Origin of the sequence: Puniceibacterium sp. IMCC21224 (genome assembly GCF_001038505.1) — a bacterium.
In the GTDB taxonomy this organism is placed as follows: domain Bacteria; phylum Pseudomonadota; class Alphaproteobacteria; order Rhodobacterales; family Rhodobacteraceae; genus Puniceibacterium.
This window is the reverse complement of record NZ_LDPY01000001.1, coordinates 996,197-1,015,310: the sequence shown is the minus strand read 5'-3', so window position 1 is coordinate 1,015,310 and position 19,114 is coordinate 996,197. Positions and strand designations below refer to the sequence as shown.

The 19,114-nt window shown below is 60.7% G+C and carries 15 protein-coding genes and 1 pseudogene; 3 read left to right on the top strand and 13 right to left on the bottom strand.

Annotated elements, in window-relative coordinates; all coding sequences use genetic code 11:
• Window positions 1–30: 30 nt before the first annotated feature.
• Window positions 31–1,160 (bottom strand): IS3 family transposase gene (locus IMCC21224_RS04690; protein WP_156178125.1). Its coding sequence is split into 2 segments (ribosomal slippage): window positions 31–920 and window positions 920–1,160, totalling 1,131 coding nucleotides; the frame shifts between segments, so codons are not numbered across the junction.
• A 47-nt stretch (window positions 1,161–1,207) separates the two neighbouring features.
• On the opposite strand from IMCC21224_RS04690, the pseudogene IMCC21224_RS26955 reads away from it, so the two are divergent.
• Together IMCC21224_RS26955 and IMCC21224_RS04670 are read left to right on the top strand one after the other, a co-directional pair.
• Window positions 1,208–2,054 (top strand): annotated as a pseudogene (locus IMCC21224_RS26955) (IS5 family transposase); the annotation flags it as partial.
• 34 nt (window positions 2,055–2,088) lie between these two features.
• Window positions 2,089–3,653, top strand: a protein-coding gene (locus IMCC21224_RS04670) for an IS3 family transposase (RefSeq protein ID WP_369796038.1) whose coding sequence is annotated in 2 segments (ribosomal slippage) — window positions 2,089–2,563 and window positions 2,563–3,653 — 1,566 coding nt in all. Because the reading frame shifts where the segments join, the coding sequence is not laid out codon by codon here.
• A 175-nt stretch (window positions 3,654–3,828) separates the two neighbouring features.
• Here the strand turns inward: IMCC21224_RS04670 and IMCC21224_RS26380 are convergent.
• The 10 genes from IMCC21224_RS26380 to hisS form a co-directional block, all read right to left on the bottom strand.
• The gene (locus IMCC21224_RS26380; protein WP_053078892.1) at window positions 3,829–4,968 is read right to left on the bottom strand and encodes a hypothetical protein; all 1,140 of its coding nucleotides are present in this window, start codon (window positions 4,966–4,968) and stop codon (window positions 3,829–3,831) included.
• Window positions 4,969–5,076: 108 nt separating this feature from the next.
• Window positions 5,077–6,498, bottom strand: coding sequence for a TolC family outer membrane protein (locus IMCC21224_RS04660; protein WP_053078891.1), 1,422 nt, complete (start codon window positions 6,496–6,498; stop codon window positions 5,077–5,079).
• A 356-nt stretch (window positions 6,499–6,854) separates the two neighbouring features.
• Window positions 6,855–7,508: a protein-L-isoaspartate O-methyltransferase gene (locus IMCC21224_RS04655; RefSeq protein ID WP_047994357.1), complete on the bottom strand. Its 654-nt coding sequence runs from the start codon at window positions 7,506–7,508 to the stop codon at window positions 6,855–6,857.
• 178 nt (window positions 7,509–7,686) lie between these two features.
• Complete coding sequence (locus tag IMCC21224_RS04650; protein ID WP_231582015.1) at window positions 7,687–8,754, bottom strand: AI-2E family transporter; 1,068 nt, start codon at window positions 8,752–8,754, stop codon at window positions 7,687–7,689.
• Entirely contained in the window at window positions 8,751–9,104 is a 354-nt protein-coding gene (locus tag IMCC21224_RS04645; RefSeq protein WP_047994356.1) for a phage holin family protein, read from the bottom strand. Before IMCC21224_RS04645 ends, IMCC21224_RS04650 begins: the two co-directional genes overlap by 4 nt.
• Before the next feature lies 1 nt (window position 9,105).
• Window positions 9,106–9,435: a YqjD family protein gene (locus IMCC21224_RS04640; protein WP_047994355.1), complete on the bottom strand. Its 330-nt coding sequence runs from the start codon at window positions 9,433–9,435 to the stop codon at window positions 9,106–9,108.
• Between the two features lie 268 nt (window positions 9,436–9,703).
• Window positions 9,704–10,630, bottom strand: a complete 927-nt coding sequence (gene choX, locus IMCC21224_RS04635) for a choline ABC transporter substrate-binding protein (protein WP_047994354.1) — start codon at window positions 10,628–10,630, stop codon at window positions 9,704–9,706.
• Window positions 10,631–10,789: 159 nt separating this feature from the next.
• Window positions 10,790–11,515 carry an ATP phosphoribosyltransferase gene (gene hisG, locus IMCC21224_RS04630; protein ID WP_047994353.1) on the bottom strand — a complete coding sequence of 242 codons (726 nt, stop codon included), beginning with the start codon at window positions 11,513–11,515 and terminating at the stop codon, window positions 10,790–10,792.
• Window positions 11,512–12,597 (bottom strand): ATP phosphoribosyltransferase regulatory subunit, encoded by a 1,086-nt coding sequence (locus tag IMCC21224_RS04625; protein ID WP_047994352.1) that lies wholly within the window; start codon window positions 12,595–12,597, stop codon window positions 11,512–11,514. Before IMCC21224_RS04625 ends, hisG begins: the two co-directional genes overlap by 4 nt.
• Window positions 12,594–14,060: a histidine--tRNA ligase gene (hisS, locus tag IMCC21224_RS04620; protein ID WP_047994351.1), complete on the bottom strand. Its 1,467-nt coding sequence runs from the start codon at window positions 14,058–14,060 to the stop codon at window positions 12,594–12,596. Before hisS ends, IMCC21224_RS04625 begins: the two co-directional genes overlap by 4 nt.
• 151 nt (window positions 14,061–14,211) lie before the next feature.
• Between hisS and IMCC21224_RS04615 the strand changes: the two genes are divergently transcribed.
• Complete coding sequence (locus IMCC21224_RS04615; protein ID WP_047994350.1) at window positions 14,212–14,418, top strand: SlyX family protein; 207 nt, start codon at window positions 14,212–14,214, stop codon at window positions 14,416–14,418.
• Between the two features lie 36 nt (window positions 14,419–14,454).
• Here IMCC21224_RS04615 and IMCC21224_RS04610 read toward each other — a convergent pair whose 3' ends face one another.
• Window positions 14,455–15,402: a hypothetical protein gene (locus IMCC21224_RS04610; protein WP_156178121.1), complete on the bottom strand. Its 948-nt coding sequence runs from the start codon at window positions 15,400–15,402 to the stop codon at window positions 14,455–14,457.
• Window positions 15,403–15,537: 135 nt separating this feature from the next.
• The gene (gene dnaE / locus IMCC21224_RS04605; RefSeq protein ID WP_047994348.1) at window positions 15,538–19,038 is read right to left on the bottom strand and encodes a DNA polymerase III subunit alpha; all 3,501 of its coding nucleotides are present in this window, start codon (window positions 19,036–19,038) and stop codon (window positions 15,538–15,540) included.
• Window positions 19,039–19,114: the final 76 nt, after the last annotated feature.

Sequence of the window (19,114 nt, the reverse complement as noted above, 5' to 3'; positions counted from 1 at the left end):
CACGCAAAAGTTCCGGTCTCTCAGCTCATGTTAGGCAGCCCGTCTCTCGAAAGCCAAGGGACTTTTCCCGCCAAGGGATGAATGCCGTCTTCGCGGGTTGTAGAACCCATTGATGTATTGGAATATTGCTCCTTCTGCTTGTCTGCGGGTCGCCCATTTCTGACACCAGATCAGTTCGGCTTTCAGAGATTTGAAGAAGGTCTCGACCATGGAATTGTCATAACAATTTCCCTTGCCGCTCATTGAGACCAGAAATCCATGCTGCTTCAGACTTTTCTGATAGTCACCTGAACAGTATTGAGAGCCACGATCCGTATGATGGATACAGCCTTTGGGTGGCTTTCGCAGCCCTACTGCCATGTCTAATGCCTTGATGGCCAGGTCCCGCTTCATCCGGTTACTGACCGCCCAGCCAATGACCCGGCGGGAGTAAAGATCGATGATCACTGCCAAATACAGCCATCCCTCGCTCGTCCAGATGTAGGAAATGTCCCCTGCCCATTTTTGGTTTGGGCCATCAGCAGAGAAGTCCTGATCAAGAAAGTTGGGGGCGACATTGAAGGCGTGATTGCTGTTAGTCGTGACTTTATGTTTACGGGTTCGAATAACCTTGATCGCGTTCTCACGCATCAACCGGCCTACCCGGCGGTGCCCGACAACAAGACCGAGATCGCGCAGTTCCTCCGTCATGCGAGGTCGGCCGTAGCTTTGCAGGCTAAGGCGGTGTTGTTCTCTGATATGGGCCAACAGCACCATGTCATCTCGCTGGCTTCGGCTGATAGGGCGGATCTTCCAGGCGCGAAACCCACGGGAAGTTACCCGCAAAACGCGGCATAGAAACTCAATGGGCCAGATCTTCTTCCAGGTGTCGATAAAGGCAAACCTCACGCCTTTTGGCCTGCGAAGAAGATCGTCGCCTTCTTTAACACTTCCCTCTCCTCGCGGAGTAGCCGGTTCTCTTTGCGAAGGCGGGCGTTCTCCTTCTCCACATCCTCATGCGGGCCGGACATCAGGTCATCATTCTGATGGTGTTGAACCCACTTGTTCAGTGTCGAAACACCAACCCCTAAATCAGACGCAATCTGAGGTCGCGTCAGTCCACTGCTTGTTGCAATGCGAACCGCATCACGTCTGAACTCGTCGCTGTATCTTGGTGCCAATTTGTGTCTCCTTCATTGCGAATATCGCTCGAAAGAGACCGGAACTAAATCGCGACAAGTCCACAGAGATGTCGCGCAAGTTCATGGCCGCCGTTCTTGCTCACTCGGAGGTGAAGCCGCTGCTCTCGGACGAGCACTTCTCGGTCGACCGCACGCTGATCAAGGCGTGGGCTTCCATGAAAAGTTGTCAGCCGAAAGCCGATACCGCACCGCCGGACCAGGTGGATGGGCCAGACGATCCGCCACCACCGCCATCGCCGCCCTCCAACACCACTGCCCCCGAACCCAACAACACCGAGATCGAGCCGATGCCCCGCAAGACCAGCCGCAACCGAAATGCCAAAGCCGACTTTCGCGGGCATAAGCGCTCGAACTCGACGCCTGCATCGGTGACCGATCCCCAGGCCCGTCTTTACAAGAAGTCGCCCGGCGCCGGGGCCATCCTTTGCTTCATGGGCCATACTTTGATGGAAAACCTTAACGGCCTGATCGTGCAGGCGGAGGTCACGCAGGCCGATGGTCACGCGGAGCGAAAGGCAGCACTGGAAATGGTCAACCGTCACTCCCCGGGGCTCGACCCGACGTCTCACTCTTGGTGCAGACAAGGGGTATGACAGCACAGACTTCATCTCCGATCTTCGTCAGATGTGCGTTACGCCGCACGTCGCCCGCAAATCACGCCATTCCGCAATCGACGGGCGAACGACCCGTCATTCAGGCTACGCCGTGTCGCAGAAACGGCGCAAGAAGATCGAAGAGCCCTTCGGGTGGGCCAAAACCGTGGGCTCGATGACCCAGACAATGCTGCGCGGCACCGAAAGGCTCGGCGCGCAGTTCACGATGACCATGGCCGCCTGCAATCTGGCGAGGCTGCCGAAGTTGCTGGCAACATGACCAAGAACAACGAGCAAGACCCGCAAAATGCGCCCTGAGACCCGAGCTCGGAGCACGGTCCCTCCCGCCTGACAAGAACAACGTTCTTGGCAGCAGACTATTTCAGCGACCTGTTAGGGAGCTGTCACAGGAGGAAGGGATATCCGAAGCGACACTGCACAAGTGGCGGGGCGTGGCGCGCGGAAAGGGGCGGTTTCTGCCCGACGCTGACGCAGGCCCCGAGGGTTGGTCTTCGCGGGACAAGTTTGCGGCTGTGCTGGAAACGGCTGCATTGAATGAGGTCGATCTGGCCGAGTACTGCCGCAGGCGCGGCCTCTATCCAGAGCAGGTCTTGGCTTGGCGCGGCGCTTGTGAGCAGGCGAATGATTGGGATCGCAGCAGTTCTGCCCGACTAAGTCAGGTGACGAAGGACGAGAAGAAACGGATCAAGGAACTGGAACGCGATCTCGCGCGCAAGGATCGCGCATTGGCCGAAACGGCAGCCCTTCTGGTTCTCAGAAAAAAGGCGTCGGCGATCTGGGGGGGCGACGAGGACGCATGATCAGCACCCCACATCGCCAAACCGCCACGCTGCTGATCCAAGAGGCCGTCACCGCAGGCGCGCGACGCCCCAAAGCCTGTGCCGAGCTGGAGATCAGCGACCGCACCCTGCGGCGCTGGACAAACGGCGGCGAGGTTCAGCCCGATCGGCGGCCCCTCGCGTGGCGCCCGGAACCGGCCAACAAGCTGAGCGCGGATGAACGGGCCGCCGTGCTCGATGTCTGTAATTCAACGGAATTCGCCAGCCTTCCGCCCAGTCAGATTGTGCCAAAACTGGCCGATCGGGGGCAGTATCTGGCCTCGGAATCCAGCTTTTACCGCATCCTGCGCGAGCGCGGGCAGCAGCATCACCGGGGCCGGGCAAGACCGCCCATCAGGCGCAAGCCGCCGACCAGTTATGAGGCCACGGCCCCGCGTGAGGTCTGGACCTGGGACATCACCTGGGTGCCGGGACCGGTGGCGGGCATGTTCTTCTACCTGTACCTCATCGTAGATATCTTTAGTCGGAAGATCGTCGGCTGGGAGGTTCATGACCGAGAAGCCTCAGACCTGGCCGCGACGCTGATCCGACAGGCGGTCCTGGCCGAGGGCTGCATCACCCGGCCGCTGGTCTTGCATGCGGACAACGGCAGCCCAATGAAGGGCGCCACGATGAAGGTGACAATGGAGAAGTTGGGCATCACGGCGTCCTACAGCCGCCCACGCGTCAGCAATGACAACCCGTTTTCCGAGGCGCTGTTTCGAACCTGCAAATACCGCACGAACTGGCCGACCAAGGGTTTTGCCACAAAAGAAGACGCACAGGCTTGGGTGAAATCCTTCGCCAGCTGGTACAACGGCCAACACCTGCACAGCGCCATCCGCTTCGTCACACCCAATGCGCGCCACACCGGGCATGACAGCGCAACGCTCGCAAGCCGCGCCAGTCTCTATGCAAATGCACGCGCACAAAAGCCAGAACGCTGGTCAGGAAAAACCCGAAACTGGCAACCCGCCGGACCCGTCTGGCTCAACCCCGAAAACAAAATCCGCGCCCCTGAAATCAGAGCCCCCGCATGAAATCGGTGGACAACATCTTTGACAAACACCGGTAACGCTGAGCAGATGGCGTGCAATTCTGGGGGTGGGCCGCGTTGACTGGCGTATGTCGAAACGAAGCTGTGAAAGCCATCGTTGGTCGACAAGCACCCAATCGATGCAGGTAGTCCTAAAAGGCGCGGCGTAACGCCCCGCCCTATTCGAAATCCTGTACCAACAAGGCGCGCTGAATCTCGCGGCGTACCAGTTTACGGACGTTGCGGGTAATCCGTTCACCCAGCGCGCCCTGCAATTCCCGCCGCACGATCTCGGCCACCATATCGCGCAACATATCTTCGTCGATCAACGCGTCCGCATCCGAGAGCGGCACGGAGCCACGCTTTTGATCCGATGGTCTCTCGTCGGTTGGAATCATTGAACTGTCCTCGGCTTCGTCTTCGACCATATCATCTACGGCTATGGCAGCCTCCAGCGTCTGTTCCGCATCGGTTTCGGGGGCGGCATCAGGCCAAAGGCGGGACGTGACAACATTCGAAAAAGCGTCAATAGCCGGATGCGCCCGCGATGAGGCGTCCTCTTGGTCGTCGTCGTGGAAATCCCGCCACGGCAGGCTGTCCGACACCCCCTGAACAAACGCCGCAGTTCCGATCTGTTCGGCGTCGGCCTCGTCATCCCAGCCGCCAGAGGTTTCTGAGATCATGGTCTCAAGTTCCAGGATCTTCTGTTCGAGGGTCAGCCCGACACGCGGCACCTCGGCGCGGGTTGAAGTCTTAACCTTAGTCGACAGAGCCCCTTTATCCAATTCCGTGTCAAGCATGTTGCTGATCGCGTCGATTTCTACCGCTTCAACGTATTCAGTATTCTCGGGCATCGTCGGATCTGCATCGCCGACAGGCTCAGCAATCGCAGCCCCTTCAGGCCCTGACTCTGCGTCGAGGTTGCTCAGCGCCTGCATCACCTCTTGTTCGACAAGCACGGATAGGGCGTCAGACGCCTGTGCGCGCACGGTTCGATCCTCACCCTGCTCGGGTTGCTCAGCCTTGTCCCGGGCTGCGCGATGTACAAACATATCCAAAGCAGGTTCCGGCGCGCGATCGGTCTTTCTCAGAACCATGGGCTCTGGCAAAACCTGCTCGGATTCTCTGGCCAGCGTCGCCGTCTCTCTGGCAGGATGCTGGTCAGCAATTTCGTCGATTTCGTCTGGCACACGCTGGGCCGGTGTCAGAACAAGCCGACCCGGCATCGCAGGTTTTGCATCGGGTGCGCCCGATTCCACCTTTTCGGACACAAGCCGTCGAATCGAAGACAGGACATCCTCGACCCCCAAGTTTGTCATGCGGTCTGACATTTTTTTATACCACTCTAGCCTCTGACCGAGTGTACCGCGACCAGACCCGCCACACAACAGACCAGACCGAAACTACTCTTTTGGACCAGAATGGCGCTACTCTCTGCCGATCGCGCGCAATACCCGGTTCAGCTGATCGCCCTGACGGCTCTGCACCGGTGCATCCTTGACCAGATTGTAATAGCTGGCCGGATCATATTGCTGCACATTCAGGCCCAGCTGCTGCGCCGTCAGCACCCCCATCGCGGCAAGCACGGAATACGCCGCGATATATTCGTCAACCACGGACGATATCTGGTTCGCGCGTGCGTCCAGCAACTCTTGTTCAGCGTTCAGAACATCCAGCGTGGTGCGTGCGCCCAACGTAGCTTCTTCGCGAACACCTTCGTACGCGACCTGCGAGGCACGAACCTGATCGGCACTCGACGTGCGAGAAGCCCGCGCGACCTGCACCCCAACATAGGAGTTGGCGACGTTCTGCTCGACTGCGATGCGGGTCTGCAACAACGCGCTGCGCTGTGCGTCGCGGCTGGCCATAGCCTGCCGGACCAGCGATGACAGCCGCCCCCCCTGATAGATCGGGCCGCTTGTCCGGATCGAGACAGAGCCGCTCTGACTAAAATTCTTGTTGTCGTAGTTCTGCGTTGCCCCCAGTGAGCCATTCAGCGTCACCGTTGGTTTCATCGCCGCTTCGGCGCGGCGAATGCTGAGTTCACTGACCGACACATTATATTGCGCCGCGATGATTTCCGGATGAGTACGGACCGCCGTGGCACTGGCGGCTGCGGTGCTGGGCGGCAATTGCGGCACCGAACGCGGCGCGATCAGGTTGCCAGGGGCATGACCGACTGCGGCGCGATATTCCTCTTGTGCGACGCTCAGATCCCCCTGGGCCGCCGTCTGCGCGCTGCGCGATGCCGCCAGCCGCGCTTCGGCCAGAGCGACGTCGGTGCGGGTCACTTCTCCCACCTCGAAACGGTCACGGGCGGCGCGCAGTTCCTGAGTGATCAGTCGCAGGTTGTTCTGACGCAACGCGACCGTTTCCGTGGCGCGACGCACCTCCATGAACGCATTGACCGCGCGCAGCAGGATCTGCTGTTCCACCGCCACCAACGTTTGGCGGGTTCCAAGAACGGCTTCTTTGGTTGCCTCGATGGCGAGACGGTTCTGACCGTAATCGAACAGCGTAAGCTCGGCACTCAGACCAAGAGACGCGGTATTGGACGCCGACCCGACAGCCGAATTTCCCGAGCTATTGCTGCGGCTTACGCCGAAATCGCGCGTGACCTGGCTCGTCCAGCTAAGAACCGGCCGCAGCGATGCAATGGCCTGTGCCACGTCTTCGTCAGCCGCGCGCAGGACTGCGCGATTCTGCTCCAGCAGACCGCTGGTATTGTAGGCTCCGACCAAAGCATCGGCGAGCGTATCAGCCTGCACCGCAGTTGCCGCCGCCCCCGCGCCCAGCCAGAGGCAGGTTGCCCCAAGTGTCAGTTTTTGTGCCAGTGTATTACGCTTCATACTGCCCGCCTCATTTTTCTGTCTGTGCCATTGCGCCGGTTAATTGCAGGCTTTTCTGGAATCTCGGCCTTCTTGCAGCGTACCGGGTTGGCGAATTCTGTCGCTTTATCGTTCAGTGTTTCGCATCTTTTCAGAAACCAATCCCAAACCAGATGGCGCCAAACGGCCCACCCAGCCCACGAGCAACACCCAGATGCTGTTTGCCCTTCATGGTTCCGCCGTTTCAGCCTCTGCCAAGATTGCGATGGTCATATGGGAACCACGCGGGGCCGAAACAATATGTGATCTGCCTATGCGCCGCATTCCGATTGCCTCTATCGCCTCACGCCATGAGCATCCGCGCCAGCCTGTCAGGGCTAGAGCGCGAAGGTCCGTTGTTTTTCGAAACCAGGAAGCACCGGCGCGCTGGCGTTGAACGCAAATCGCCAGGCGATGGTGCCGTCGATCTTGTGTCCAATCCGAACCACACCCAAAGCGCCCTCCATAAAGACAGCCGCAATGCGCCCGCCTTCCTTGAGCTGGGCAGAAATGGCGTCGGGCAGTTCCTCGATCGCGCCTTCGATCAGGATCGCATCGTAGGGGCCATGACCGGCTTCACCTTGGTTCAGCGGGCCGCAGTGGACGATCACGTTGTCCGATTGCTGGTCCGAGAGCAGCGATTGCGCCTCTTTGGCGCGGTCGGCATCATCTTCAACCGCGACAACCGCCTCGGCAATCCGCGCGACTACGGCCGAAGAATATCCAAGCCCAGCCGCCACATCGAGCACAAGATCGGCATTGGTCACATTGACCGCATCCAGCATCTTGGCAAAGGTACGTGGTTCCAGCAGCACGCGCCCGCCACCGATGGCGACATTTTCGCTGGCATACGCCGCCTCGCTCCGGTCCCGAGGCACAAAAACCTCTCGCGGGATGGCAAGCATCGCGTCAATGATCGGGAATTTGGTTACATCGGATGGGCGCACCTGCGTGTCGACCATCATTCTGCGGCGGGAAGCGTAGTCTGACATCCACTAAACTCTTTCGTTCAGATTCCTTTTTCCTTGATGGCACAGAAGTCCCGATACGGCAATGACGACGCCCGACAAATTGGCCGCGTCGCCGCCGCGGTGTGGACCGGATGCATCGCTGCCGGGCAGATCGCATCAACAGAACCGTGGAAACGCGCGCTCAGGTTCAAACAATGCGTCAAGCGGGGGCGGTTAGGGACGCCCCGCGCACACCAGATTCGTCCAGCAGTGCTACGGCAATCACCAGTACCGGGATCGACACGATGCCCCCGATTGGTCCCCAGAACCAAAGGCCGAACACCAGTGCGCCAAACACCAGCAGCGCATTCAGCGACACATGACGCCCGATCATCGACGGCGTGACGAACTGCGCCTCAAGCATGTTGATCGTCAGGAAACACGCCACAGGGGCAACAACCATCAGTCCGTCAAAATGCACGATCCCGGCGAGGACCAACCCCGAGGCAATCAGACCCGGACCAACATACAGCACGTAATTCAGCAGTGCCGCCGCCATGCCCCAGACCAGCGGCGCGGGCAGCCCGATCAACGCCAGCACCGCAGCCAACAACAAGCCGAGGCCCAGATTAATTGCGGAAATGGTGATAAAGTAGCGCGACACCAGCTTTTCCGCCGTGCGGAATCGCTGTTGCACTTGGCTGGCCTGGGCCGCGCCGCCCAGCCGCCGGGCCAGGGCGAGATAAATCTCGAGCCGTGTCAGCAGAAAGAAATAAAATGTACCGGCAAACACCAGCGCCTTGGCCATCAGAACCGGGGCCAGAAACAGCGCATCGGCCACGGTTGGCAACTGCGTAGCTGCTTGATCCTCTGTGTTGCCCGACTTTGCCGCTGCATCGCCGCCGATGACCTTTTGCATTTCCTCGCTCATATCGTCGAGGCCGCGAATCATGCTGCGCAAATCAATGACAATCGACTGTAATTCGGAACGGATACGCGGCAATTCATCCGCCACGCGCCAGAACAGCGGTTCGAGCGCGATAATCAGCAAGCCAAGGATCGACAGCGTTAGGATCAGAATAAGGGTCGCCGCCCAGCCTGCCGGAATGTGTAAACGGCCAAAAAAATCCATCAACGGAGCAAGGATAACAGCCGTCACTATGCCCAGCACCATCGGTGCCGCGATGTTCTGCGCCGCGTGCAGCGCAAACAGGCTGGCCAAAACCGCCAGCACGATCAGCGACAAGCGCACCGACACGTGCGGTCGGTTTGAGGATGTGTTGTTCACGAAGTATGCGACCGTGGTTTCGGACGCGCTGTGCGGCGCCCGGCGTCAAGTCCGGTCAGAAATCCCTCAACCAGACGCACCATCGCTTCGGCATCCTCGGTTCGGGAGTTGTGTTTTGGCGAATGCGATCCGCGTCCCGACAGCGCCACAAGGATAAGGCCACCGCCCGCATAGAGTCCGCCAATCACGCAGGCGGCGAACAGGCTGCCCTCCCACCGCGACAGAATCATCCACAACGCGGACGTAAAGAACCCGGCGCCAACGCAGATGCAGATCATACCGGCGGCGGACATGGCAACAGCGCGCGACGTACGCCGCGCGCTTTGCTTGAGGCTGGAAACCAGCGACATATTATTTACGACCTGTCAGGAAACCCGCCAGAAAGCCGATGCCGACGGCCAGACCAACAGCCGTGCCGGGCTGACGGCGGATCGCGTCGATTGCCTGATCCTGTGCGACCGCGGCATGCTGCTGCGCTTGGGACAGATGCTCGGCACCGCGGACGCGCAGCTCTTCAGCACGCTGACGCGCGGCCTCGATCGACTCGTCCTTGCGACGCACGCCGATTTCGCCCAACAGCTCTGCGATGCCTGCGATATCACCCTTGAGCGTGGTGATCTGCTCGGAAAGTTCCTGATAATCCTTGGATGCGGTGCCGTTCGAAAGGTTGGTGGTGGCCATGATAATCTCTCCATTGTCTGGTCTGACTATCTAACGCACCAGTTTGTGAAGAGTTCCGCGCCCGAATGAATTCAGAGCCAAGAGGAAAGCTATGGCAGCCATTCGCGTGCGTCAGCCAGCCGATGGCATCAGGGCGTTGCCACGCAGATCAGGCGATGCTTTGCGCATGAACCGTCCCGGCCCCGCCGCCACTACAAAATGGTATGATTGCTGACCTGCGTGATCCGGCACCACAGTGCCGGATCCATTTTTACGCGTTCAAGCGGTCTCACATCTTGAGCGCATCCATGACCGCCGCCGACGCGTCGCCACCATCCTGCGTGGTCACGCCGTCCAGCCAGCCGCCAATCACGTCGGTATTGGCAGAAAGCCAATCCCGCGCCGCGTCTTCGGGATCTTTGCCATCATCAAGGATCGCGCCCATGATCTCGTTCTCCATCGCCAGAGTGAATTCGAGATTGTTCAGCAGTTTGCCGACATTCTCGCACTCAGAGGCATAGCCCGCCCGCGTGTTGGTATAGATCGTCGCACCACCCAGATCAGGACCAAAGTAGTCGTCGCCCCCGGTCAGATAGGTCAGGTCGTAATTGGCATTCATCGGATGCGGTTCCCAGGCCAGAAAGATGATCGGCTCATCCCGTCCGGTGGCGCGGCCAACCTGCGCCAGCATCCCCTGTTCCGAGCTTTCCTTGACATCAAACCCGTCCAGGCCAAAGGCATCGGTCTCGATCATGTCAAGGATCAGGCGGTTGCCGTCATTGCCCGGTTCGATGCCGTAAATATCGCCGTCCAGCGCGTCCATATGGCCCGCGATATCCGAGAAATCCTTGATTCCCAGCGCCGCACCGGCCGCATTTGTGGCCAGCGTATATTTCGCCCCGGTCAGGTTGGCGCGGATGGTGTCGACGGTGCCCGCCTCGCGATAAGGGGCAATATCCGCCTCCATCGTCGGCATCCAGTTGCCCAGAAACACGTCGATATCCCCGGCCGCCATCGAGGTATAGGTGACTGGCACCGACAGCACCTTGATATCGGTGTCATAGCCCAGCGCGTCGAGCACCACAGTCGCAGCGGCTGTGGTCGCGGTAATGTCGGTCCAGCCGACATCCGAAAAAGTGACTGAATCGCAATTGGCCACCGCGCTGCCCGCAATCAGACACAGGGACAGGGCACTCGATGCTGTTTTTATGGTCATGGTTATTCTCCCGGTTGGTGTTTGTTGTGCGCCTGACTAAGCTATTTTCCACCCGCCAATGCAACCGCTGCGACACATGACGGTGCGCGCCCGCCGACGCTGAACCGACAGACATATCATCCGGCAAGTCCGCAAGCGCACCAAATACGCTCTCATCGTCTAGCTGCGGCGCCCCATTCTGCGGTTGCGCACGTCCAGTCCGATCCGATCACAAAGCGCATTCAGCACCGCGTCCTGCACATCGTCATGGGGGGCGGTCCGACTGCGAAACAGCGTGGCCTGCGAGCGCAGAACCGGCTCTTCGCTCAGAATCTTGAGGTGGTTGGCGCGCAGCGTTTCACCGGACGAGGTGATGTCGGCCACGGCTTCTGCGGTCAGGTTCTTGACCGTGCCTTCGGTCGCCCCCTGACTGTCGATCAGCTGATAATCAGCCACGCCGCCGTTGCGCAGATAGTCGCGCACCAGCCGGTGATATTTGGTGGCAATCCGCAACCGAAAGCCGTGCGCGGCGCGGAACGCCGCCGCCGCCGCATCCAGATCGTCGAGCGTATCAACGTCAACCCAGGCCTGCGGCACGGCAACGATCAGATCGGCAAAGCCAAAACCCAGTTCGGCCAGCGGCTCGACCTTCTGGTCCCACTGCACCAGTTTTTCGCGGATCAGATCGGTGCCAGTCACGCCCAGATGAATGCGCCCGGCGGCCAGTTCGCGCGGGATCTCTCCGGCGGACAACAGCACGAGGTCGATGCCCCCGACGCCCTCGACCGCGCCGGCATACTCGCGCTCTGATCCGGTGCGGCTTAATGTGATGCCGCGCGTGCCGAACCATTCAAACGTCTTGTCCATCAACCGCCCTTTTGACGGCACACCCAGCTTGACGTTCATTCCCAGCCCCCTTGCACCGCGCTCAGGATATCGGGGCGGATCACACCACCGACCGCCGGAATGCTGGTGCCATTGCCCAATTGCCGGGTCAGCGCGTCATAGCGCCCGCCGGTCGCGACGGGTGGCAGATCGGGCCGCGCCTCGGCGTAAAAACCAAAGACAAAGCCGTCGTAATATTCCATCGAGGTGCGGCCATAGGCGGCCTCAAAGTCGAGCCGTGCCACATCAACGCCGCGCTGATACAGCGCCTCGCTGCGCTGCGCGAACCGCTCGACCGCCGGACCGATCGCGGGCAGATCCACCGCGATATCGCGCAGATGTTCCAGCGCAAACACCGACGTTTCCCGCACCGCCAACACCGCGTCGATCAATGCGACCTGCCCTTCGCTCAGCGGCGGCTCGTTCGCATCCTCACGCAGCGCGTCGATGCGCGCGGCAATCTCGGCCTCGGAGCGCAGCCCAATCATCGGGCCTGCACCTGCCATCGGGTCGACCGCGCCAAGCAGCGCGGCACGGCTCGCAGGCACCGACGCACGGCCCGAAAAGCGATCAATCAACGCCCGAAACCGTTTGGGTCGCCAGATATGACGCATCAGCGCGGCGCGTCTGCGTTCGGACGTGTCCAGCCCCTGCACCGCCGCCATCAGAATACCGATATCCCCGGTTGAGGCCCGCAGCCCCGCCCCGCCTAGGGCACGTTCGAACAGGGCAAACACTTCGGCATCGGCCACCGCCGGATCAGTGCCGTCAAACACCTCGTACCCGACCTGAAGGTATTCCGACGCCCGCTCGGGGTGATCCTCTTGCCGCCGAAACACCTCGCCCGCATAGGTATAGCGGGCGGGTTCGGCACCGTGGGTCATGTGCATCTGCACCACCGGCACGGTAAAATCCGGGCGCAGCATCTGTTCGCCCCGGCCCGGATCCTGCGTGACATAAGCCCGCGCGCGAATATCCTCGCCGTACAGGTCCAGCAGCGTGCCCGCCGGTTGCAGGATGCTGCATTCCACCGGCAACGCGCCTGCGTCCTCGAACACCGCGCGCAGCCGCGCGGCTTCGGCTCTGATCGTGGTGCTGGTCATTGGCCGCTCAGTATTTCCTGGACCTTGGCGACCAGCTTATCGCGCGGCACCTCGAACTGGCTGGGGCGGTCCTTCCATTCTTCAAGGGTGGCATCCTCGGCCAGTTTGGCCCCGAGGATCAGATCCTTGATCTGTACCACGCCGCGCGCCTTTTCGTCACCACCCTCGATCACGGCAACCGGGCTGCCGCGTTTGTCGGCGTATTTGAGCTGATTGCCAAAGTTCTTGGGATTGCCAAGGTAAACTTCAGCTCGGATGCCATTGTTGCGCAGTTCGGCCACCATCTGCTGGTAGTCGGCCATGCGGTCGCGGTCCATCACGGTGACAACAACCGGGCCCTGTGCCTCGCCGTCCAGCCGTCCCTTGGCATGCAACGCGGCCAACAGCCGATCAACGCCGATGCTGACACCGGTCGCAGGCACCGCCTGCCCGGTAAAGCGCTTGACCAGATCGTCATAGCGCCCACCGCCGGCAACACTGCCAAACTGCCGCTTGCGACCCTTTTCGTCGTGGATCTCAAAGGTCAGCTCCGCCTCGTAGACAGGGCCGGTGTAGTAGCCCAACCCACGAACCACAGAGGGGTCAATGACGATGCGGTCGGGGCCGTAACCTTGGGCCGCCAGCAGATCGGCGATTTTCCCAAGTTCGGTGACGCCCTCCGCCCCGACGGCAGAGCCGCCGATCGCCGTGCGCAGGTTCGCCAGCGTCTGTTCCGCCGTATCGCCGCGGGACGTGAGGAAGGCCAGCACCGGCGCGGCCTGTTCCTCACTCAGCCCAACCCCGTCGATATAGGCCCCCGAAGCGTCCAGCCGCCCCTTGCCCAGCAGCTCGCGCACGCCGGATTCTCCGACCTTGTCGAACTTGTCGATGGTGCGCAGGACCGCGTCGCGCTGGCTGTCGTCGACACCCATCACCTCGAGCACCCCGTTCAGTACCTTGCGGTTGTTGATCCGCACGATGTAATCGCCGCGCGGAATGCCGACGACCTCCAGCGTGTCCGCCAGCATCGCGCAGATCTCTGCATCCGCTGCGACCGACGCGGCCCCCACCGTATCCGCATCGCATTGATAGAACTGCCGGAACCGCCCCGGACCGGGCTTTTCATTGCGCCAGACCGGACCCATGGCATAGCGGCGATAGGGAAGCGGCAGATCATTGCGGTGCTGCGCGTAGACCCGTGCCAGCGGTGCTGTCAGGTCATAGCGCAGCGCGACCCAACCCTCGGCATTATCCTCCCAAGCGAACACACCCTCATTGGGCCGGTCGACATCGGGCAGGAACTTGCCCAGCGCCTCGACGGTTTCCACTGCGGCGGATTCCAGCGCGTCAAAGCCATAGCGATGATAGACCCCGGCGATCTTGCGCAACATCTCTGCGCGCGTCGTAACTTCTGTGCCGAAATAGTCGCGGAACCCCTTGGGCGTCTGCGCCCGGGGGCGGGGTGTTTTGGGGCTTTTGGCCATCGCTGCTGATCCCGTCCTGATGCGCCGCCCGTTTAACCGCTTGCCCCATCCGGGGCAAGTCAGCCTGACATGCGGGGGCGGCAAGACCTATGCGGCATGCAATTGCGGCGACCGACAAGACCGATTATATCAGCAGCCAAAGGAGCCATCCATGCCCAGCGACACGCATCCCATCGAAGAACGCCTTGCTCATATCCTGCGCGCGCTGGACGATCTGTCCGATGTCGTGGCGCGTCAGGACAATGAGATTGCCCGCCTCACCACACGGGTCGATCTGCTGATGCGGCGTGAGGCCGCGCGCGAAACCGATGCCGGTGGCGGCATCGTCCTTGGCGACGAACGCCCGCCGCATTACTGAGACGCACAGGTGTCAACAGCCCACTCCGGTCGGGGATCAGTTGAGATCCGAGGCAACCACATCGCCGTCATGTAGCAAAAGGTCGTTCCAACCCGAACTGCCGCCAAAGCGTTCATAGACGCTGACAAAGGCGGTATCTTTGGACAGTGCACCGATCTTGCGACCGCAGGGCTGGCCGGTGCGCGCGCCACAAACCCGCGACTTGACCTGCTCGTAGGCCGTATCCGTCGGAGAATAGGGTACTGAGGCCGAGGGCAGGCCATAGCGCAACTGCTCATGCATCTCGGGTGCGCCAAACATCGCAAGCGCCGCCGTGAACTGGCGCGCACAGCCATCATCAAAGCCGGTCAGGTACCAGTTGTGCGCGGCATTGTTGCCCGGTTTGCTGTCATACAGCGCATAACCCCGACCGCGTTCGGGATAGCGTTCGACCAGCGTGCCCAGCGCCCGTTCCGGCAGGGCGCAGATCCGCGCAATTTCCCCAAATGGCAGGGTCACACCGGGACCGACCTGGCGGTTGTCTGGTGCATTCGGATCCGGTGTCTTGGCACCACCACCGCCCAGAAAACCGAACAGCCCCCCGCCACCGCTCTTGCGATCAGAGCCCCCAGAAGGCGACAGCGCGGCAACCTGTGTCTCTTGGACGGCATCTTCACTGGGCACCGACAGCGCCGTATCATCACCAACACTGCCCTCAAGTGCGTCACCTGCCGACGGGCTGGACTTGGCCTTAGCCGCCTTGCCTGCGAAAAACCCCAACAGCCCGCCTTTGGGCTTTGGCTCTGCGGGGATCGGAGTCGGCGAATCAGCCTGCGCGGTCAGAAATCCACCCTCGGCACTGGATTCCACCGCGCCGGGAAGGGCGTCAACGCTGGCGGCATCTTCGGCCAGCGGCACATCCGACAGCTTGTCGACATTGCGCAGCGGATCGCTGCAACCTGCCGCCAACAGCAAAACAAGTACACCCGTCATGATACGGCGCACGGCACTTCTCCTAGTCTCATCCCACCCGGGACACCTAGCGCAGAACTGTGCCAAAGGTCTAGCGCACCGCGCCTGCGACGTGAGGACACGCCACGATCCGCCCGTCGCACCGCCAACTTCCGCCGATACAGGGTCTCAGAACTCTTCGACCGCGAGGATACCGCCCAGCGACTTGATTGCGCCCTTGATCTCGGGATTGACCGGAAACTGCTGATCAAGGGCAATTTCAACTTCGCCCGGCAGGCCTGCATGGCTCAGACACAACTGTACCGGCCCGCGCGCCGCCTTGGGCAATTGGTCCGCCGCGCGTCCCAGAACCGACGCGATGTGCGCAATCGCTGCCGCATCATCGACAAAGATCCGCAAGCCCGACGACCCGGCATCGGCCACTGCGACGTCAACCGGCGCGACAGACCGGCCGAGCAGTTTGAGCTGATCACTCTCCATCGTTGCTTCGACCGTGACCACCACCTTGGCCCCGGTTTCCAGAAACTCGCGCGATTTTTCCAGTGTCTCGGAAAACAGCGTCACCTCGTAATTTCCGGTTGTGTCGGATAATTGTGCAAAGGCAAACCGGTTGCCACGCGCCGACTTGCGCTCTTGCCGACCGGCAACCACACCCGCGAGTTTGGCGACGCAGGCGCCGCGCTCGGCCTTGACCATAAGTTCATCCAGCGTCAGGACATTCTTGCGCTTCAGCGCCCCCATGTAATCATCCAGAGGATGACCCGAGAGGTAAAAGCCGATAGCCTTGAATTCCTCACTCAGACGTTCGGCGGGCATCCAGTCGTTCACCGGCGGCAGACGCGGTTCGGGCAGATCGTCGCCCGCTTCTCCAAACAGCGATACCTGTGCCGATGCCTTTTGTTCATGGATCGCCGCTGAATATCCCACTAACGGGTCAAGCGCTTCGAACACCCGTCGCCGGTTGGAATCGAGCTGATCAAACGCTCCGGCCCGCGCCAGCATTTCCAGTGGGCGTTTGCCGACACGCTTCAGATCCACCCGCCGCGCCACGTCGAACAGGTTGACAAAGGGCTTGTCGCTGCGACCCTCGACCACCAGCCGCATCGCATCAAGACCGACATTCTTGAGTGCGCCCAGCGCATAGACCAGCGCGCCGTCCTGGACGTCAAAAGAGGCCTGAGACCGGTTCACGCAGGGCGGCACATAGGGCAGCGACAACCCCTTGCGGACCTCTTCGAAATAGTTCGACAGCTTGTCAGTCAGGTGGATATCGCAGTTCATCACCCCGGCCATGAATTCGACCGGGTGGTTCGCCTTGAGCCATGCGGTCTGATAGCTGACCACCGCATAGGCCGCCGCGTGCGATTTGTTGAAACCGTAGTTGGCGAATTTTTCCAGTAGATCGAAGACTTCGGAGGCCTTTTTCTTGGCCACACCGTTTTCACCCGCGCCCTTTTCGAACTTGGGGCGTTCGGCGTCCATCGCCTCTTTGATCTTTTTACCCATGGCGCGGCGCAGCAGGTCGGCGCCGCCAAGGCTGTAGCCGGCCATGACCTGCGCGATCTGCATCACCTGTTCCTGATAAACGATGATCCCTTGGGTTTCCTCAAGGATATGGTCGATCAGCGGGTGGACGGATTCGCGTTCCTTGAGGCCGTTTTTGACCTCGCAATAGGTCGGAATATTCTCCATCGGTCCGGGACGGTAGAGCGCGACCAGCGCCACGATATCCTCGATGCAGGTCGGCTTCATCCGCTTCAGCGCGTCCATCATGCCGCTGGATTCCACCTGAAACACCGCCACAGTCTTGGCCGCTGCATAGAGTTTGTACGACGCCTCGTCATCCAGCGGAATCGCGCCGATATCGTCGATCGCCACCTCGGGCGGTTCATAAAGCTCCGTGCCATCGGCGGCGATGTGCAAATGCCGCCCGCCCTTCTTGATCAGGTCAACGGCATTCTGGATCACGGTCAGGGTTTTCAGGCCCAGAAAGTCGAATTTCACCAGACCGGCCTGTTCGACCCATTTCATGTTGAACTGCGTCGCGGGCATATCGGATCGCGGATCCTGATAGAGCGGCACCAGCTCATCCAGTGGACGGTCGCCGATCACAACCCCGGCGGCGTGGGTCGAGGCGTTGCGCAACAGCCCTTCAACCTGTTGGCCATATTCGAGCAGTCGGGCGACGACCTCTTCGTTGCGGGCCTCTTCGCGCAGGCGCGGCTCATCCGCCAGCGCCTTTTCGATGCTGACAGGTTTCACGCCCTCGACCGGGATCATCTTGGACAGGCGGTCAACCTGGCCGTAAGGCATCTGCAACACACGGCCGATATCGCGCACTGCCGCCTTGGACAGCAGCGCACCGAACGTGATGATCTGGCCGACCTTGTCGCGGCCATAGCGATCCTGCACATAGCGGATCACCTCTTCCCGGCGGTCCATGCAAAAGTCGATGTCAAAGTCGGGCATCGAAACCCGTTCCGGGTTCAGGAAGCGTTCGAACAGCAAGGAATATCGCAGCGGATCAAGATCGGTAATGGTCAGCGCGTAGGCGACGAGGGAACCAGCGCCAGACCCTCGCCCCGGCCCGACGGGAATGTTCTGATCCTTGGCCCATTTGATGAAATCGGCAACGATCAGGAAATAGCCGGGAAATCCCATGCCCTCGATAATGCCCAGTTCGAATTCGAGCCGCTTTTCATAGTCTTCGACGCTGGTCGCATGCGGGATCACCCGCAGCCGTTCGACCAAACCTTCTTTGGCCTGACGGCGCAGTTCCTCAATCTCGTTATCGGCGAATTTCGGCAGGATCGGGTCGCGCCGGTAGGCCATAAAGGCGCAACGACGCGCGATTTCGACCGTGTTCTCGATCGCTTCGGGCAGATCGGCGAACAGCGTTGCCATCTCTTGCGGCGATTTAAAGTAGTGCTGCGGCGTCAGTTTGCGCCGGTCTTCCTTTTGATCGACATAGGCCCCGTCGGCGATACAGATCAGCGCGTCATGCGCTTCGTACATCTGGGATTTCGGGAAATAAACGTCGTTGGTGGCGACCAGCGGCAGGTTCATCGCATAGGCCATCTCGACAAAACCGCGCTCTGAGGCGCGCTCATTCTCGGGCAGCCCCGACTCGCCGGGGTGGCGCTGCAATTCGACATACAGCCGGTCACCAAAGATCTGCGCCAGACGCCCCATCAGCGCCTCAGCGGCCCCGCGCTGACCCTGTTGCAACAATTGTCCGACCGGCCCGTCGGGCCCGCCACTCAGACAGATGACGCCGTCGGCGTGCTGCGCCAGATCTTCGGACGTGACATGCGCCAACTGCCCGTCACCGCGCAAATAGAGGCACGAGTTGAGCTTCATCAGGTTCTGGTAGCCACGCTCATTCTGCGCCAGCAGGACAAGGCCCGCGGGATCACGTGGCCGTTCGCCCGGAGCAGGATCGGCAAGCCGCAGATCAACCTGACAGCCGATAATCGGCTGCACCCCTGCCCCGCTGGCCGCAATCGAAAACTCCAGCGCGGCAAACAGGTTGTTGGTGTCGGTGATCGCCACGGCCGGCATATTCGCCGCCTCGCAAAGCGCGGGCAGCTTTTTCAGCCGCACGGCGCCTTCGAGCAGGGAATATTCGGTGTGAACACGCAGATGAACGAATCGAGGATGCTGAGACATGGTGTGAATCTAGCGGCCCAATGACAAAGAGACCACAATCGCTTGTGGTCTCTACCATCAATTTTGTGAAATACTC

What these genes read in the sequence shown, in the direction of transcription:
- IMCC21224_RS26380 (WP_053078892.1), bottom strand. Translation starts at nt 4,968, where the DNA reads ATGACAAACTTGGGGGTCGAGGATGTCCTGTCTTCGATTCGACGGCTT.
- IMCC21224_RS04660 (WP_053078891.1), bottom strand. Translation starts at nt 6,498, where the DNA reads ATGAAGCGTAATACACTGGCACAAAAACTGACACTTGGGGCAACCTGC.
- IMCC21224_RS04655 (WP_047994357.1), bottom strand. Translation starts at nt 7,508, where the DNA reads ATGTCAGACTACGCTTCCCGCCGCAGAATGATGGTCGACACGCAGGTG.
- IMCC21224_RS04645 (WP_047994356.1), bottom strand. Translation starts at nt 9,104, where the DNA reads ATGTCGCTGGTTTCCAGCCTCAAGCAAAGCGCGCGGCGTACGTCGCGC.
- IMCC21224_RS04640 (WP_047994355.1), bottom strand. Translation starts at nt 9,435, where the DNA reads ATGGCCACCACCAACCTTTCGAACGGCACCGCATCCAAGGATTATCAG.
- choX (WP_047994354.1), bottom strand. Translation starts at nt 10,630, where the DNA reads ATGACCATAAAAACAGCATCGAGTGCCCTGTCCCTGTGTCTGATTGCG.
- hisG (WP_047994353.1), bottom strand. Translation starts at nt 11,515, where the DNA reads ATGAACGTCAAGCTGGGTGTGCCGTCAAAAGGGCGGTTGATGGACAAG.
- IMCC21224_RS04625 (WP_047994352.1), bottom strand. Translation starts at nt 12,597, where the DNA reads ATGACCAGCACCACGATCAGAGCCGAAGCCGCGCGGCTGCGCGCGGTG.
- hisS (WP_047994351.1), bottom strand. Translation starts at nt 14,060, where the DNA reads ATGGCCAAAAGCCCCAAAACACCCCGCCCCCGGGCGCAGACGCCCAAG.
- IMCC21224_RS04615 (WP_047994350.1), top strand. Translation starts at nt 14,212, where the DNA reads ATGCCCAGCGACACGCATCCCATCGAAGAACGCCTTGCTCATATCCTG.
- dnaE (WP_047994348.1), bottom strand. Translation starts at nt 19,038, where the DNA reads ATGTCTCAGCATCCTCGATTCGTTCATCTGCGTGTTCACACCGAATAT.